The sequence below is a fragment of the Paraburkholderia sp. 22099 genome, from assembly GCF_052045835.1.
Lineage (GTDB): Bacteria > Pseudomonadota > Gammaproteobacteria > Burkholderiales > Burkholderiaceae > Paraburkholderia > Paraburkholderia terricola.
The window spans coordinates 70,755-85,126 of the sequence record NZ_JBQEPU010000001.1; the positions used below are offsets into that span (position 1 = coordinate 70,755).

Below are 14,372 nucleotides of genomic sequence, written 5' to 3' on the forward strand. Positions count from 1 at the left end.
AGCCATGCGGCCGATAGCGGCTCGATAGCACGCCAGCCAGCAGCCCCGCGGGCGCGGACTTACAATATCGGTTAATCCAGAGGCGCTCAACATGTCGTTTTCCCCAAGCATTGCAGGGTTATCCGGGCCGTTGTCGGCCCTTTCCGACGCGCTCACCAGCACCGCTGAAAACGCCTTCGCGCGGCTCGGCAGCACGTTTCTGACGCGCCTGCCCGCCGCGCCGCTCAGCGCGCCCTACGTGGTCGGATTCTCCGAGGAAACCGCCGCGCTGCTCGGTTTGGAACCGGGGCTCCAGAACGACCCCGGCTTCGCGGAACTGTTCTCCGGCAACGCCACGCGCGAGTGGCCCGCCGAAGCGTTGCCGTATGCGTCGGTGTATTCGGGTCATCAGTTCGGCGTGTGGGCCGGCCAACTCGGCGACGGCCGCGCGCTCGGTCTGGGCGAAGTCGAACACGACGGCCAACGCTTCGAGTTGCAACTCAAGGGCGCGGGCCGCACGCCGTATTCGCGCATGGGCGACGGCCGCGCGGTGCTGCGTTCGTCGATCCGCGAATTTCTGTGCTCGGAAGCGATGCATCACCTCGGCATTCCGACCACGCGCGCGCTGTGCGTGATCGGCTCCGATCAGCCGGTGCGGCGCGAGGAAGTGGAAACCGCCGCGGTGGTCACGCGGGTGTCGCCGAGTTTCGTGCGCTTCGGCCACTTCGAGCATTTCTATTCGAACGACCGCACCGACGCGCTGCGCGCGCTCGCCGATCACGTGATCGAGCGCTTCTATCCGCTTTGCCGCGAAGCCGACGATCCATACCTCGCGCTGCTCAATGAAGCGGTGCTGTCGAGCGCCGACCTGATGGTCGAATGGCAGGCCGTGGGCTTCTGCCACGGCGTGATGAATACCGACAACATGTCGATCCTCGGCCTCACGATCGACTACGGTCCGTTCGGTTTCATGGACGGCTTCGATGCCGGCTACATCTGCAATCACTCGGATTCGCAGGGCCGTTACGCGTACCGGATGCAGCCGCAGATCGCGTACTGGAATCTGTTCTGTCTCGCCCAGGGCCTGTTGCCGCTGCTGGGCGCCCAGCATGAGGAAAGCGTGCGCGGCGACAAGGCGATCGAAGACGCGCAGCGTGTGCTCGCCGGTTTCAAGGAACGTTTCGCGCCGGCGCTGGAGCACCGTATGCGCGCCAAGCTCGGCCTCGAAGTGGAGCGCGAGGGAGACGACACGTTGATCAATCGCCTGTTCGAACTCATGCACGCGAACCGCGCGGATTTCACGCTGACGTTCCGCAATCTGGCGCGCCTGTCGAAGCACGACGCGAGCGGCGACGCCCCGGCGCGCGATCTGTTCCTCGACCGCGCGGCCTTCGACGTGTGGGCGAACGACTACCGCGCGCGGCTGTCCGAGGAAACACGCGACGACGCGGCGCGCGCCATTGCAATGAACCGTGTGAACCCCAAATTCGTACTTCGCAATCACCTGGCGGAAACGGCGATCCGTCGCGCGAAAGAGAAGGACTTTTCCGAAGTGGAGCGCCTTGCAGCGGTACTGCGCCGGCCGTTCGACGAACAGCCCGAGCATGAAGCGTATGCGGGGTTGCCGCCCGACTGGGCGAGTTCGCTGGAAGTCAGTTGCTCGTCGTGATGCGCGAAGCGAGCCGCACCCAAAACAAGCCCGAGACAGGAACCCGATCATGAACAATCCCGACGACCTCAAGACCGACGCCCCGGCCGTGCAGAAAGACGACGCCGAGTGGCGCAAGCAACTCTCCGACATCGAATATCAGGTGACGCGCCACGCCGCCACCGAGCGCCCGTTCACGGGCCGCTATCACGACCACTGGGAGCGCGGCGTCTACGACTGCGTCTGTTGCGGCACGCCGCTGTTCGAATCCGACACCAAGTTCGACGCCGGCTGCGGCTGGCCCAGCTACTTCAAGCCGATCAACGGCGAAGTGATCGCCGAGAAAACCGACCGCTCGCACGGCATGCTGCGTATCGAAGTGCAATGCAAGAACTGCGGCGCGCATCTGGGCCACGTATTCGAAGACGGGCCCGCGCCCACCGGTCTGCGCTACTGCATCAATTCGGCTGCGCTACAATTCGAATCCAAGTAACGCAGCGCGGAGTTCGGCGCATGGCCGGACGGCGTCCGTGATCGAACGGGCGCCGGTTGCGAGACCTTCGCGTGTGCTTCGTGCGTGCGTCGCGTCTCGCGAACCGGTCGATCGGGTCGACCCGGCGCGGCCATCCCACGATGAGCGGCAATGAACGCCGTTCGCCGGCCGCCGCGGCGGGTGGCTATCGCGGGCCGCTGCCTCACTTGCCATCGGGCGCTTCGCACCGCGTCCCTCGTTCTCCGACCCACTCTCCGAATTCCCGGCCAGACATGAAATTCCTGTTCGACCTGTTCCCGATCATCCTGTTCTTCGTCGCCTTCAAGGTATGGGGCATTTTCACGGCGACGGCAGTGGCGATCGCCGCCACGCTGGTGCAGATCGCGTGGGTGGCGTTCCGTCACCGCAAGGTCGATCCGATGCTGTGGGTGAGTCTCGGCGTCGTCACGGTGTTCGGCGGCGCGACGCTCGTGCTGCACAACGACACCTTCATCAAATGGAAGCCGACCGTGTTGTACTGGGCGTTTTCCGTCGTGCTGATCGTGTCGCAACTCGCGTTCAACAAGAACCTGATCGAAGCGATGATGGGCAAGCAGATCAGCTTGCCGCACGCGATCTGGGGCAAGCTGAACATCGTCTGGGCCATCTTTTTCGTGCTGCTGGGCCTGGTGAACCTGTTCGTCGCGTACAACTACACCACCGACCAATGGGTCAATTTCAAGCTGTTCGGCGCGACTGGCTGCCTCGTCGTGTTCATCGTCGGGCAGAGTTTGTGGCTCGCGAAATACATGAAGGAAGAGTGATAATGACCAGCGATGTTTTCATGCACGCCACCACCGCCGAGCGCGCCGCGCTGATCGAAGCACGCCTCAGCGCCGCGCTCGCGCCGGTCGCCTCGATCCAGATTACCGACGACAGCGCGCAGCATGCGGGTCACGCCGGCGCCTCCGCCGGCGGTCATTTCAGCGTCACGATCGTGGCTGCCGCATTCGCCGGCAAGGCCCGCGTGGCGCGGCATCGCATGGTGTATGATGCGCTGGCCGATGCCATGCAGCGCGGCATTCATGCCCTTGCAATCACGGCTTATACGCCCGAAGAATTCGCTTTGTTGTCCCGCTAGGAAAACTTCCGATGACCTTGAAGAAAACCCGCCTTTGGGTATTGCTGGCCGCATGTGCGGCCGCACCTGCATTCGCACAGAACATCGCCGTGGTGAACGGCACACCGATTCCCAAAGCACGCGCCGACGCGCTGATCGCTCAACTGGTTCATCAAGGCCAGCAAGACACGCCGCAACTGCAAATGGCCGTGCGCGAAGAGCTGGTGAACCGCGAAATCCTGATGCAGGAAGCGCTGCGCCGCGGCCTGCCGAATCGGCCGGACATCAAGGCGCAAATCGCCGTCGCGCAACAAACCGTTGTGCTGCGCTCGCTGATCGAAGACTTCGTGAAGAAGAACACGCCGACGGACGCCGAGGTCACCGCGCGTTACAACACGCTGATCAAGGACGCGGGCGGCAAGGAATATCACCTGCACCACATCCTCGTGGAGAACGAGCAGCAGGCGAAGGATCTGATTGCGAAGATCAAGGGCGGCGCGAGCTTCGAAGACCTCGCAAAACAATTCTCGAAAGATCCGGGATCGGGCAAGAACGGCGGCGACCTCGACTGGTCGGATCCGAAAGCTTACGTGCCTGAATTCGCAGACGCGGCCACGCATCTGCAGAAAGGCCAGATGACCGACACGCCGGTGCATACGCAATTCGGCTGGCACATCATTCGTGTCGACGACACGCGCGACATCACGCCGCCGCCGCTCGAACAGGTGCGTCCGCAGATCGTGCAGCAGATCCAGCAGGAAAAGCTGCAGGCGTTTGAAGAAGGTTTGCGTAAGAACGCGAAGATTCAGTAAGCGCGTCGGGTGACGGTGAAGAACCGAGCAGCGTTAGCCTCGAATAAGGCTGTTGGTTCTTCCGTTGAGTAGCGCTCCTCGATTGTGCCCAGGCCCCGGTTAGTCAGTGACTGATCGGGGCTTTTTCATGTTCGGTCGCCCAGCCAGTCCGTGTCGTAGGCGAATGACCAGATTCCGCCTTCGTCGCTGACGACACCCACGCGCTGGCCATTCGCGAATGCCGCGAGCGTTCTAGCTGCCATGAGAAGTCCGTCGGCGATGGAGCGCCTTGGTGGCTAACACAGGGGGAATGTCCACGGAGACCTCCGCGTGGAGAGTGATGCCCAATTCGCCGAGAAGATGCAGCACCTTGCCTATCTGGGCTGTCGGCTTGCCCGCCTCGATATGCGTGATGAACTTGGGGGACAGGCCGGTGGCATTGGCGACGTCATCGCGCGTGAGCCCTTGCGCAAGCCGCGAAGCGCGCACGAGATCGCCTAACGCCGACATGCTGCCGATCAAAACGTCGGATGCGCGCACTCCGCTCTCCTGTGTATGTTCGTACCCGCTCGGTAACATTATGCCACGGGGAATGCGCGTCGGCTCAGTTTCGTATCCGATCGGGTACGAGATGGGATGTTGGGTGATTCATCGAGCCGTTTCGTACCCGAACAGATACGAAGAGAACCTGCGAGGGCGCGTGCGTCGCGTTATGTACCCGAGCAGGTACGGATCGGACCGGCGGCAATTTTGCTCATTAGCGGCAAGAAACACCACAGATCAAGCCTGCGCGGCCCCCAATCTGCGCCGCAGCATCGCAACGCCGTCTGGTGCGCGCTGCCGGCAAGGCCGTCGCGCGCACAGCGGCGACGGCCTTCGCTACATGATTAACCCAGCCAGCGGCGCGCGTTCTGGAATACGCGCATCCACGGACTCGCGTCCGTGCCGCCCTCGCCCCAGCCTTCGGGATGCCAGCTCATCTGCACCGCGCGATGCACGCGCTCGGTGTGCGGCATCAGCACCGTGAAGCGGCCATCCGGCGTGGTGACCGACGTGATGCCGTTCGGCGAACCATTCGGGTTGAACGGATACTGCTCGGTCGCCTGACCGCGGTGATCGACATAACGCATCGCCACCGCCACCTTCGACACATCGCCTTGCTGCGAGAAGTCCGCATAGCCTTCGCCGTGCGCGATCGCCACCGGAATGCGCGAGCCTTCCATGCCGGCGAAGAAGATCGACGGCGAAGCCTCGACCTCGACCAGCGAGAAGCGCGCTTCGAATTTCTCCGACTTGTTGCGCGTGAACTTCGGCCAGGCTTCGGCGCCCGGAATCATCGACGCGAGACTGCTCATCATCTGGCAGCCGTTGCAGATGCCCAGCGCGAAGGTGTCCTCGCGGCCGAAGAATGCGGCGAACATGTCGGCCAGTTGCGAGTTGAAGCGGATCGCTTTCGCCCAGCCCTCGCCGGCGCCGAGCGTGTCGCCGTATGAGAAGCCGCCGCATGCCACCGCACCGGCGAAATCCGCCAGGCTCGCGCGGCCCGATAGCAGATCGCTCATGTGTACGTCGTGCGCGTCGAAGCCGGCGCGGTCGAATGCATACGCCGTCTCCAGGTGCGAGTTCACGCCCTGCTCGCGCAGGATCGCGACGCGCGGACGCGCGCCCTTGCCAAGGAACGGCGCGGCGACGTCTTCAGCCGGATCGAACGTGAGAACCGGCGTAATGCCCGGATCGGCGGCATCCAGAAGCGCGTCGTATTCGGCATCGGCGCAAGCCGGGTTGTCGCGCAGACGCGCAATACGCCAGCTCACTTCACTCCACGTGCGATGCAGTTCGGTGCGCGGCGCTTCGTAAATCTTCTTCGCGTCGCGATAGATTTCGATCGTGTCGCGCTCGTTGATCTTGCCGATCACGTGCGAGCAGGCCGACAGCCCGTGTTCGCGCAACGCGACCAGCACCGCGTCGCGGTCGGCCGCGCGCACCTGAATGACGGCGCCCAGTTCCTCGTTGAAGAGCGCGCGGATCGTGCGGTCTTCACGGCGGCCGCTCGTCTGCTTCGCCCAGTCTTTGGCGTCGCCGTAATCGGATTCGTGGTGCGGATCGAGCACCAGCATATCCACGTTCAGCGACACGCCGACATGCCCCGCGAACGCCATTTCGCAGACCGTCGCCCACAGGCCGCCGTCCGAGCGGTCGTGATACGCGAGCAGCTTGCCCTCGCTGTTGAGCGACTGGATCGCGTTGAAAAAGCGCTTCAGGTCCTCGGGATCGTCGACGTCCGGCACCGTGTCGCCAACCTGCTGCGTGACTTGCGCGAGGATACTGCCGCCCAGACGATGCTTGCCGCGGCCGAGATCGATAGCGATCAGCACGGAATCGCCAGCATCGCTCGCGCGGCGCAGTTGCGGCGTGAGGTGGCGACGCACGTCCTCGACCGGCGCGAACGCCGAGATGATCAGCGAGACCGGCGCGACCACTTCCTTCGCCACGCCCCGGTCTTCCCACTTGGTGCGCATGGAGAGCGAATCCTTGCCCACCGGAATGCTGATGCCCAAGGCCGGGCACAGTTCCATGCCGATGGCCTTGACCGTGTCGTACAACGCAGCGTCTTCGCCCGGCGCGCCGCACGCGGCCATCCAGTTCGCCGACAGCTTGAGCTTGTCGAGCGACGCGATCGGCGCCGCCGCGATGTTGGTCACCGCCTCGCCCACCGCCATGCGGCCCGAGGCCGGCGCGTCGATCACGGCGAGCGGCGTGCGCTCGGCCATGGTCATCGCTTCGCCGCGGAAGCCCGCGTAGTCCATCGTGGTGATCGCGACGTCGGCGACCGGGACTTGCCACGGGCCGACCATCTGATCGCGCGCGGTCGTGCCGCCCACCGAGCGGTCGCCGATCGTGATGAGAAACGACTTGCTCGCCACCGTGGGGTGACGCAGCACGCCCACCGCGACCTCCGGCAACGCGATGCCCGTCACGTCCACCGGTTCGAGTTTCCGCTCGACGCGCCTGACGTCGCGATGCATGCGCGGCGCCTTGCCGAGCAGCACTTCCATCGGCATGTCGACCGGCTGATGCGCGGCGTCGTCCTTGAGTTCGGAGTCGATCACCTTCAACTGACGCTCGGCCGTGGCCGTGCCGACCACCGCGAACGGGCAGCGCTCGCGCTCGCACATCGCCTCGAAGGCCGGCAGATCGGCCGGCGCGATCGCCAGCACATAGCGCTCCTGGGCTTCGTTCGACCAGATTTCGCGCGGCGACAAGCCACTCTCTTCCAACTGGATATTGCGCAGATTGAACACCGCGCCCTTGCCCGCGCCGTCCACGACTTCCGGAAACGCGTTCGACAAACCGCCCGCGCCCACGTCGTGAATGCTCAGAATGGGGTTCTTCTCGCCGAGCTGCCAGCACGCGTTGATGACTTCCTGCGCGCGCCGCTCGATTTCCGGATTGCCGCGCTGCACCGAGTCGAAGTCGAGTTCCGCGGTGTTGGTGCCGGTCGCCATCGAACTGGCCGCGCCGCCGCCCATGCCGATGCGCATGCCCGGCCCGCCGATCTGGATCAGCAGCGAGCCTTCCGGCAGATCGTGCTTGTGCGTGTGCTGATCGGAGATATTGCCGATGCCGCCCGCGATCATGATCGGCTTGTGATAACCGCGCACGAGACCCGCCACGTTCTGTTCGTAAGCGCGGAAATAACCGCCCAGATTCGGCCGGCCGAATTCGTTGTTGAACGCGGCGCCGCCGAGCGGGCCGTCGATCATGATTTGCAGCGGCGAGGCGATGCGGTCGGGACGGCCATACGCTTCGTACCTGTCGTGCGGATTGCGGTGCGCTAGCGGCTGGGCGACGTCACGCGCGTTTTCCCACGCCTCGACGCCGTCCGGCAATTCGAGGTTCGACACCGTGAAGCCCGCGAGGCCCGCCTTCGGACGCGCGCCGCGGCCGGTCGCGCCTTCGTCGCGGATTTCGCCGCCCGCGCCCGTCGCGGCGCCGGGGAACGGCGAGATCGCGGTCGGGTGGTTGTGCGTTTCCACCTTCATCAGCGTGTGCGTGAGTTCGACGTTGCGGCGATAGTGCTCCGGCAACTCGTGCTCGCCCAACTCAGCCGGCGTGCGCGGGAACCAGCGTTCGGCCATGCCGCCCGCCATGATCGCCGAGTTGTCCGAATACGCGACGATCGTGCCTTGCGGATTGAGCTTCTCGGTGTTGCGGATCATGTTGAACAGCGAGATGTCCTGCTTCTCGCCGTCGATCGTCCATTCCGCGTTGAAAATCTTGTGGCGGCAATGCTCGCTGTTGGCCTGCGCGAACATCATCAGTTCGACGTCGGTCGGGTTGCGGCCGAGCCTCGTGAATGCGTCCACCAGGTAATCGATTTCGTCGTCGGCGAGCGCGAGGCCCAGTTCCGTGTTCGCCGCTTCCAGCGCGCCGCGGCCGTGGCCCAGCACGTCGACGGTTTGCAGCGGCTTGGCCGGCAGTTCGTCGAACAGATGCAGCGCGTGGTCGCGCGAGGGCGATACGCTTTCGGTCATGCGGTCGTGCAGCGCCGCGGCGACTGCGGCGCGGGCTTCGTCGGAGAGCGTTTTCTTGCCCAGCAGGCCGCTTTTCAGCGTGACCGTGTACTCGACGCCGCGCTCGATGCGGCGCACCTGCGTGAGACCGCACAGATGCGCGATGTCCGTTGCCTTGCTGGCCCACGGCGACACCGTGCCGAAGCGCGGCACCACGAGGAAGGTTTCGACCGTGCCGCGCTCCTTGCCTTCCTCGAACGGATCGCCGTAGTGCATCAGCGCTTCGATCTTCGCGTGGTCTTCGGCGGACAGCGGCGTTTGCGCGTTGACGAAGTGCAGATATTGCCCGCGCACGCCGGTAATGTTGGCGTCGATGCGCGTGAGCGTTTCGAGCAGGCGGGTTTGACGGAAATCGGAAAGGGCCGAAGCGCCGGGGAAACACGAGAAGTGGGCCATGGACTTGACGTTGCGTCGCTAATGATGCCGATGAGTGATGCCGATGAGTCGCGCGTGCAGGCGACGTGAGGCGGAAAGGAAGTCCGGGATTATACCCCGGGAACGCGCTTCCAGCGGGCCTGACGGCATGGCGGCGCGGCCCGCGGCGTGGCCGGTCGGCGCGTTTGGCTGCTATCATTCGCCCTTTCATCAGATCGGCGCGAGCGGCGTGAGTCATGCCGGGCCGCGCGCCGCATGCCACGCTCGAGCGGCACGCGCAGTTTGGCGTCCCGCCGGCAACTCGAATCAGAACATGGATGTCATCGTCATTGGCGGCGGGATAGCAGGCGTCGCCACCGCTTACCAACTGCGCGCGGCCGGTCATCGGGTCTGCGTCGTGGAGCGCCACGCCACCGTCGCGCAGGGCGCCACCTATGGGCACAGCGGCATCGTGCTGCCCACTCCGCTCGACGTATGGTTCGGCCCGACCTACATGGCGAGCCGTCAGAACGCCAGGAACGGCGTGGTCAACAAGGCCGGCTTCAACGGACCGGCGCGCCAGTTCGTCAAGCAGCTCGCGAGGCTCCAGGATCCGAACCCGTACGGCCATCAATACGGATTGCTGCGCCCGCTGATCGAGATGTCGCGTGAGACGCTGGCCGACATGGAAGCGCGCTTCGGGCTCGAGTTCGAGCAGGCGAGCGGCCTGCTTCATCTGGTGCGTTCGGCGCAGGAGTGGGAGCAACTGCGGCCCGCGCTCGGTCTGCTGCGCCTGCACGAAATGCCGTACCACGAACTCACGCCCGCCGAATGCGCGGCCTTCGAGCATTCCGTGCGAACCGAGCCGGAATTCGCCGGCGGCGTGCTGTTCGAGCATGAGCGCACGGCGAACTGCCCGCTTTTCACGAAGCTCGTCAAGCAGGTCCTCGACACCCAGGGCGGCGTGCAATTCATGCTGGGCTGCGAAGTCTCGGCGATCCGTCTGGAAGGCCAGCGCGCCGGCGTGGAACTGGCGCCGGGTCCCGGCGTGGCGTCGCGTTCACGCGAAGTCGACGTGATCAACGCCGATGCGGTCGTCGTCGCCGCCGGGCATGGCAGCTTGCCGCTGCTCGAACGCCTGGGGCTGCGGCTGCCGCTCTGTCCGCTGCGCCTGCACACGCTGGTTGCGCCGATCGCGCATGAGGAATGCGCGCCGCACGTGACGATCGTCGACGCGGTCAAGCGGATCGTGATCAGCCGCATGAATCACCGCCTGCGGATCGCGGGCGGCGCGGTCTTGCAGAGCCCCGCCCTGCTCGACAAGCCGCTCGGCGACGCGGTGACGAAGGAGGCGCTGGCGCTGCTCGGCCAGGCGACCCACGACTGGATTCCGGGCGCCGCCCGCATCTCGGCGGCCTTGCCGTGGGAAGGCGTCAAGCTGCTGTCGCCGGACGGCTTGCCGGTGATCGGCAACGCGCTGCATCCGCGGCTCTATGTGAACGCCGGCCATGGCCCCGCCGGCTGGGGCCTCGCATGCGGGTCGGGCAAGCTGATCGCCGACCTGATCACGGGCAGTGCGCCGGATCTGCCCGTCGACACACTCGCCGCGCTGCGCGCGGATCGGTTCAAGTAGGAGGCGGTGGGCGCCGCTGTGTTCACGCGCGGCGGAAAGCGGGGCGCCTGGGTGCGGTGAGGCGGCGGGCGTCGGACACCGGACACCGGACACCGGACACCGGACACCGGGCATCGGGAGCGTGCACGAGGCGGCACAACGCCAGGCAACCCCATCACGCATCGGCACCGCATAGGCACTACCATAGTGATTCCCGCAGCCTCCTCACCTCGCAACAGGTGCCCGCCCGCCTCCGCCATGACAGAAGCCGACCTCGCGCCGCCCACGCTCACCAGTCCGCACAACCGGGCGCTTCCTCTCCTCACGCTGACCGATCTGCGGATCGCCGAGGCCCAGGCGTCGGCGTCCCTGCCGCCTCATACGCTGATGTCGCGCGCGGGCAAATCCGCCGCGAGCTTTCTGAAGGAGCAGATCACCCGCGACACGTCGATCGGAAAATCGAAGCAGAAGGTCTGGCTCGTCGCGGGGCCGGGCAACAACGGCGGCGACGCCCTCATTCTCGCGACGGAGCTGCACCAGGCCGGCATCGCCGTCGATCTGTGCATGCCGGTCGAGGTCAAGCCGGCCGACGCCCGCTGGGCGCTCGACACGGCCCGCGCCGCGGGCGTGCCGATCAGCGCGGCGCCGCCCGCCTCGCTCGACAGCTACACCTGGCTCGTGGACGGCATGTTCGGCATCGGCCTCACGCGTGAACTCGAAGGCGTGTTCGCGAGCCTCGCGCGGCAACTCTCGCAACGCGCGAAGGCCAGGCCAAGAAGAGGCGGCGTGCTCGCGCTCGACGTGCCGAGCGGCCTCGACAGCGACACCGGCACGATCGTCGGCAATGGCGACGGCGCCGCGGTCCACGCCACGCACACCATCACGTTCATCGGCGCGAAACCCGGCCTCTTCACCGCGCAAGGGCGCGACCTCGCCGGCGCGGTGACCGTGGCGCCGATCGGCGTCGATTGCAGCGCCCGCACGGCCGTGCAATTGAACGCGCCGGAACTCTTCGCCGCCTTTCTGCCGCCGCGCGACTTCGCGACCAACAAGGGCAGCTTCGGCAGCCTCGCGGTGGTCGGCGGCGACACCGGCATGTGCGGCGCGCCGATCCTCGCCGCGCGCGCGGCGCTCTACACCGGCGCGGGCAAGGTTCATGTCGCCATCCTGGGCGAAGGCGCCCCGCCCTACGATCCGCCGCATCCCGAACTGATGCTGCATGCCGTCGACGCGCTGCCGCTCGACAAGATGGACGCGCTCGCCGTCGGTTGCGGCATGGGGCACGGCGAGCGCGCCACGCGCGTCATGCACGACGTGCTGCCGCTCGACGTGCCCAAGCTGTTCGATGCCGACGCGCTGAATCTGCTCGCCAAAGCCCCCTCGCTCGCCGCCGAACTCACCGCGCGCGGCGTGCAAGGCGATCCGTGCATCCTCACGCCGCATCCGCTCGAAGCCGCGCGCCTGCTCGGCACCGACGCGCCGGGCGTGCAGCGCGACCGCCTCGCCGCGGCGCGCGCGCTGGCCGCGCGCTTCGCCAGCGTCGTCGTGCTGAAGGGCAGCGGCACCGTGATCGCGGCGCCGGACGGCCGCCTCACGATCAATCCCACCGGCAACGCGGCGCTGGCGACGGGCGGCACCGGCGACGTGCTGGGCGGCATCATCGGGGCGCTGCTCGCGCAGCATCTGCCGCGCTACGAAGCGGCCCTCGCGGGCGTCTATCTGCACGGCCTCGCCGCCGATACGCTGAGCGCGCAAGGCCACGGCCCGGCCGGTTTGACGGCGGGCGAACTGGCGCCGATGGTGCGGACCTTGCTGAACCGGCTGTTCTATCCGGCTACGAGCTGACCACGTCGATCCCGTCGCTTGCGCGGCCCGGCCAAACCGCTGCCGCCCCGCTGCCACCCCGCTGCCACCTGTCACGCAACGCCGTTATACTGACCGACTGCGCCGCGGGTTGGGTCCTTCGCGGGTTGCGGCGAAACTTCAACGGGCGGCTTCATCGCGAGGCTGCCAGTCAGAGGTTTCAGCGCAAGCCGCGGCGAACCGGCCGCGCGGCATCGCTCTAACAGCATCGTTGCATCATCCTCGGCAGCGCTTCACGCGCACGCCTTTCTTCGTGCCCCTTCGTTAGACGGACGCTATGACGCAGAACTCGCTCCCCTCCTGGTCCTCGCTGCAAACGCATTACGAAAGCATTCGCGATGCGCACCTGCGCGACTGGTTCGCCCCCGAGAACGACCCCGCCCCCACTCGCGCCGAGCGCTTCGCGTTCGCGGGCGGCGGTCTCGCAGCCGATTTCTCGAAGAACCGCATCACCGACGAAACCCTGAACCTACTCGTGCAGCTCGCGCGCGAAGCGGGCGTCGAACAGCGCCGCGACGCGATGTTCGCGGGTGAAGTCGTCAATCCCACCGAAGGCCGCGCCGCGCTGCACACGGCCTTGCGCGCCAGCGACCCGAACGCGCCGTTCCACGCGCAGGTACAGGCCGAGCGCGCGAAGATGGCCGCGTTCGCCGACCAGGTGCGCAGCGGCGCATGGACCGGCTATACCGGCAAGCGGATCCGCTACGTGGTGAACATCGGGATCGGCGGCTCGGACCTCGGGCCGAAGATGGTCGTGCACGCGCTGCAGCATCTGGCCACGCCCGACATCACCACGCACTTCGTATCCAACGTCGACGGCGCGGATCTCTACAACGTGATGCAGAAGATCGATCCCGAGGAAACGCTCGCGATCATCGTCTCCAAGACGTTCACCACGCTCGAAACCATGACCAACGCGCGCTCGCTGCGCGACTGGTTCGTCCAGAAGGGTTGCCCGGAAAATGCGCTGGCGAAGCACTTCGTCGGCGTGTCGGCCAATCCCGCGGAAGTGGTCAAGTTCGGCATCGCGAAAGAAAACGTGTTCGAGATGTGGGACTGGGTCGGCGGCCGTTATTCGCTGTGGTCGGCGGTGGGTCTGTCGATCATGATCGCGGTCGGCCCGCAACAGTTCGGCGAACTGCTCGCCGGCGCTAATGAAATGGACCAGCATTTCCGCGACGCGCCGCTCGAAAAAAACCTGCCGGTGCTGCTCGGCATGCTCGGCATCTGGTATCGCAACTTCTTCGGCTCGCAAAGCTATCTGGTCGCGCCGTATTCGGAAGCGCTGCATTACCTGCCCTCGTATCTGCAACAGCTCGAAATGGAGAGCAACGGCAAGTCGGCGCGTCTCGATGGCGCAACCGTCGACTATCCGACCTCCGCGGTGACGTGGGGCGAACCCGGCACGAACGGCCAGCATGCGTTCTTCCAGATGCTGCATCAAGGCCCGACGATCGTGCCGATCGACTTCATCGCGGTGCTGACGCCGGAGCATCCGCTCGCGAGCCATCATCCGAAGCTGCTGGCGAATTGCTTCGCGCAAAGCGAGGCATTGATGCTCGGCCGCACGCTCGAGGAAGCGACAAAAGTGGCCGGCGCCGATCAGCCGGAACTCGCGCCGCACCTGGTGTTTCCGGGCAACCGGCCGACCAGCACGCTGCTCGTCGAGGCGCTCACCGCGCGTTCGCTCGGCGCGTTGATCGCGTTGTATGAACATAAGGTGCTGGTGCAGGCGTCGGTCTGGAACATCAATCCGTTCGATCAATGGGGCGTCGAGTTGGGCAAGATTCTCGGCAAGGTGGTCGAGGCCGATCTGACCGCGGCAAGCGTCGATGAGAAGAAGCACGACTCGTCGACCTCGGCGTTGATCGCGCGGGCGCGCGCCGCGTTGAAGCGGTGACATCGAAGCAATGAGCGCGGGCGGAGCGCTTGCGTGGCGCCGCCGATGCGTGCGGCTTG

General features: G+C 65.9%; 10 protein-coding genes. 8 read left to right on the forward strand and 2 right to left on the reverse strand.

Translation table 11 applies throughout. The features are described 5' to 3' along the window. Nucleotides 1-91: 91 nt before the first annotated feature. From ACTJLC_RS00295 to ACTJLC_RS00315, 5 genes are all read left to right on the forward strand, one after another. Nucleotides 92-1,648 (forward strand): protein adenylyltransferase SelO, encoded by a 1,557-nt coding sequence (locus ACTJLC_RS00295; RefSeq protein ID WP_310128817.1) that lies wholly within the window; start codon nt 92-94, stop codon nt 1,646-1,648. A gap of 49 nt (nt 1,649-1,697) precedes the next feature. After that, nucleotides 1,698-2,120, forward strand: coding sequence for a peptide-methionine (R)-S-oxide reductase MsrB (msrB, locus tag ACTJLC_RS00300; protein WP_083083693.1), 423 nt, complete (start codon nt 1,698-1,700; stop codon nt 2,118-2,120). A 272-nt stretch (nt 2,121-2,392) separates the two neighbouring features. Next, a complete protein-coding gene (locus tag ACTJLC_RS00305) occupies nt 2,393-2,923 on the forward strand; it encodes a septation protein A (protein ID WP_073426673.1) in 531 nt (176 codons plus the stop codon). Between the two features lie 2 nt (nt 2,924-2,925). Next, the gene (locus ACTJLC_RS00310; protein ID WP_073426674.1) at nt 2,926-3,240 is read left to right on the forward strand and encodes a BolA family protein; all 315 of its coding nucleotides are present in this window, start codon (nt 2,926-2,928) and stop codon (nt 3,238-3,240) included. 11 nt (nt 3,241-3,251) lie between these two features. Continuing rightward, a complete protein-coding gene (locus tag ACTJLC_RS00315; RefSeq protein ID WP_083083691.1) occupies nt 3,252-4,031 on the forward strand; it encodes a peptidylprolyl isomerase in 780 nt (259 codons plus the stop codon). A 231-nt stretch (nt 4,032-4,262) separates the two neighbouring features. Here ACTJLC_RS00315 and ACTJLC_RS00320 read toward each other — a convergent pair whose 3' ends face one another. Further along, nucleotides 4,263-4,520 (reverse strand): helix-turn-helix domain-containing protein, encoded by a 258-nt coding sequence (locus tag ACTJLC_RS00320; RefSeq protein ID WP_227470809.1) that lies wholly within the window; start codon nt 4,518-4,520, stop codon nt 4,263-4,265. A 377-nt stretch (nt 4,521-4,897) separates the two neighbouring features. Further along, entirely contained in the window at nt 4,898-8,980 is a 4,083-nt protein-coding gene (gene purL, locus ACTJLC_RS00325) for a phosphoribosylformylglycinamidine synthase (protein ID WP_440843145.1), read from the reverse strand. A 292-nt stretch (nt 8,981-9,272) separates the two neighbouring features. Between purL and ACTJLC_RS00330 the strand changes: the two genes are divergently transcribed. The 3 genes from ACTJLC_RS00330 (at nt 9,273) to pgi (ending at nt 14,313) form a co-directional block, all read left to right on the forward strand. Further along, nucleotides 9,273-10,571 carry an FAD-dependent oxidoreductase gene (locus ACTJLC_RS00330; RefSeq protein WP_310128824.1) on the forward strand — a complete coding sequence of 433 codons (1,299 nt, stop codon included), beginning with the start codon at nt 9,273-9,275 and terminating at the stop codon, nt 10,569-10,571. A 237-nt stretch (nt 10,572-10,808) separates the two neighbouring features. Beyond that, nucleotides 10,809-12,395 (forward strand): NAD(P)H-hydrate dehydratase, encoded by a 1,587-nt coding sequence (locus tag ACTJLC_RS00335; protein ID WP_310128826.1) that lies wholly within the window; start codon nt 10,809-10,811, stop codon nt 12,393-12,395. 295 nt (nt 12,396-12,690) lie between these two features. After that, on the forward strand, nt 12,691-14,313 hold the full coding sequence (pgi, locus tag ACTJLC_RS00340; protein WP_440843146.1) for a glucose-6-phosphate isomerase: 1,623 nt from the start codon (nt 12,691-12,693) through the stop codon (nt 14,311-14,313). The last annotated feature ends 59 nt before the right edge of the window (nt 14,314-14,372 follow it).

Excerpts from the sequence above, each read along its gene's own strand:
- msrB (WP_083083693.1), top strand. The coding sequence starts at position 1,698 with ATGAACAATCCCGACGACCTCAAGACCGACGCCCCGGCCGTGCAGAAA.
- ACTJLC_RS00315 (WP_083083691.1), top strand. The coding sequence starts at position 3,252 with ATGACCTTGAAGAAAACCCGCCTTTGGGTATTGCTGGCCGCATGTGCG.
- purL (WP_440843145.1), bottom strand. The coding sequence starts at position 8,980 with ATGGCCCACTTCTCGTGTTTCCCCGGCGCTTCGGCCCTTTCCGATTTC.
- ACTJLC_RS00330 (WP_310128824.1), top strand. The coding sequence starts at position 9,273 with ATGGATGTCATCGTCATTGGCGGCGGGATAGCAGGCGTCGCCACCGCT.
- ACTJLC_RS00305 (WP_073426673.1), top strand. The coding sequence starts at position 2,393 with ATGAAATTCCTGTTCGACCTGTTCCCGATCATCCTGTTCTTCGTCGCC.
- ACTJLC_RS00295 (WP_310128817.1), top strand. The coding sequence starts at position 92 with ATGTCGTTTTCCCCAAGCATTGCAGGGTTATCCGGGCCGTTGTCGGCC.
- ACTJLC_RS00320 (WP_227470809.1), bottom strand. The coding sequence starts at position 4,520 with ATGTCGGCGTTAGGCGATCTCGTGCGCGCTTCGCGGCTTGCGCAAGGG.
- pgi (WP_440843146.1), top strand. The coding sequence starts at position 12,691 with ATGACGCAGAACTCGCTCCCCTCCTGGTCCTCGCTGCAAACGCATTAC.
- ACTJLC_RS00310 (WP_073426674.1), top strand. The coding sequence starts at position 2,926 with ATGACCAGCGATGTTTTCATGCACGCCACCACCGCCGAGCGCGCCGCG.
- ACTJLC_RS00335 (WP_310128826.1), top strand. The coding sequence starts at position 10,809 with ATGACAGAAGCCGACCTCGCGCCGCCCACGCTCACCAGTCCGCACAAC.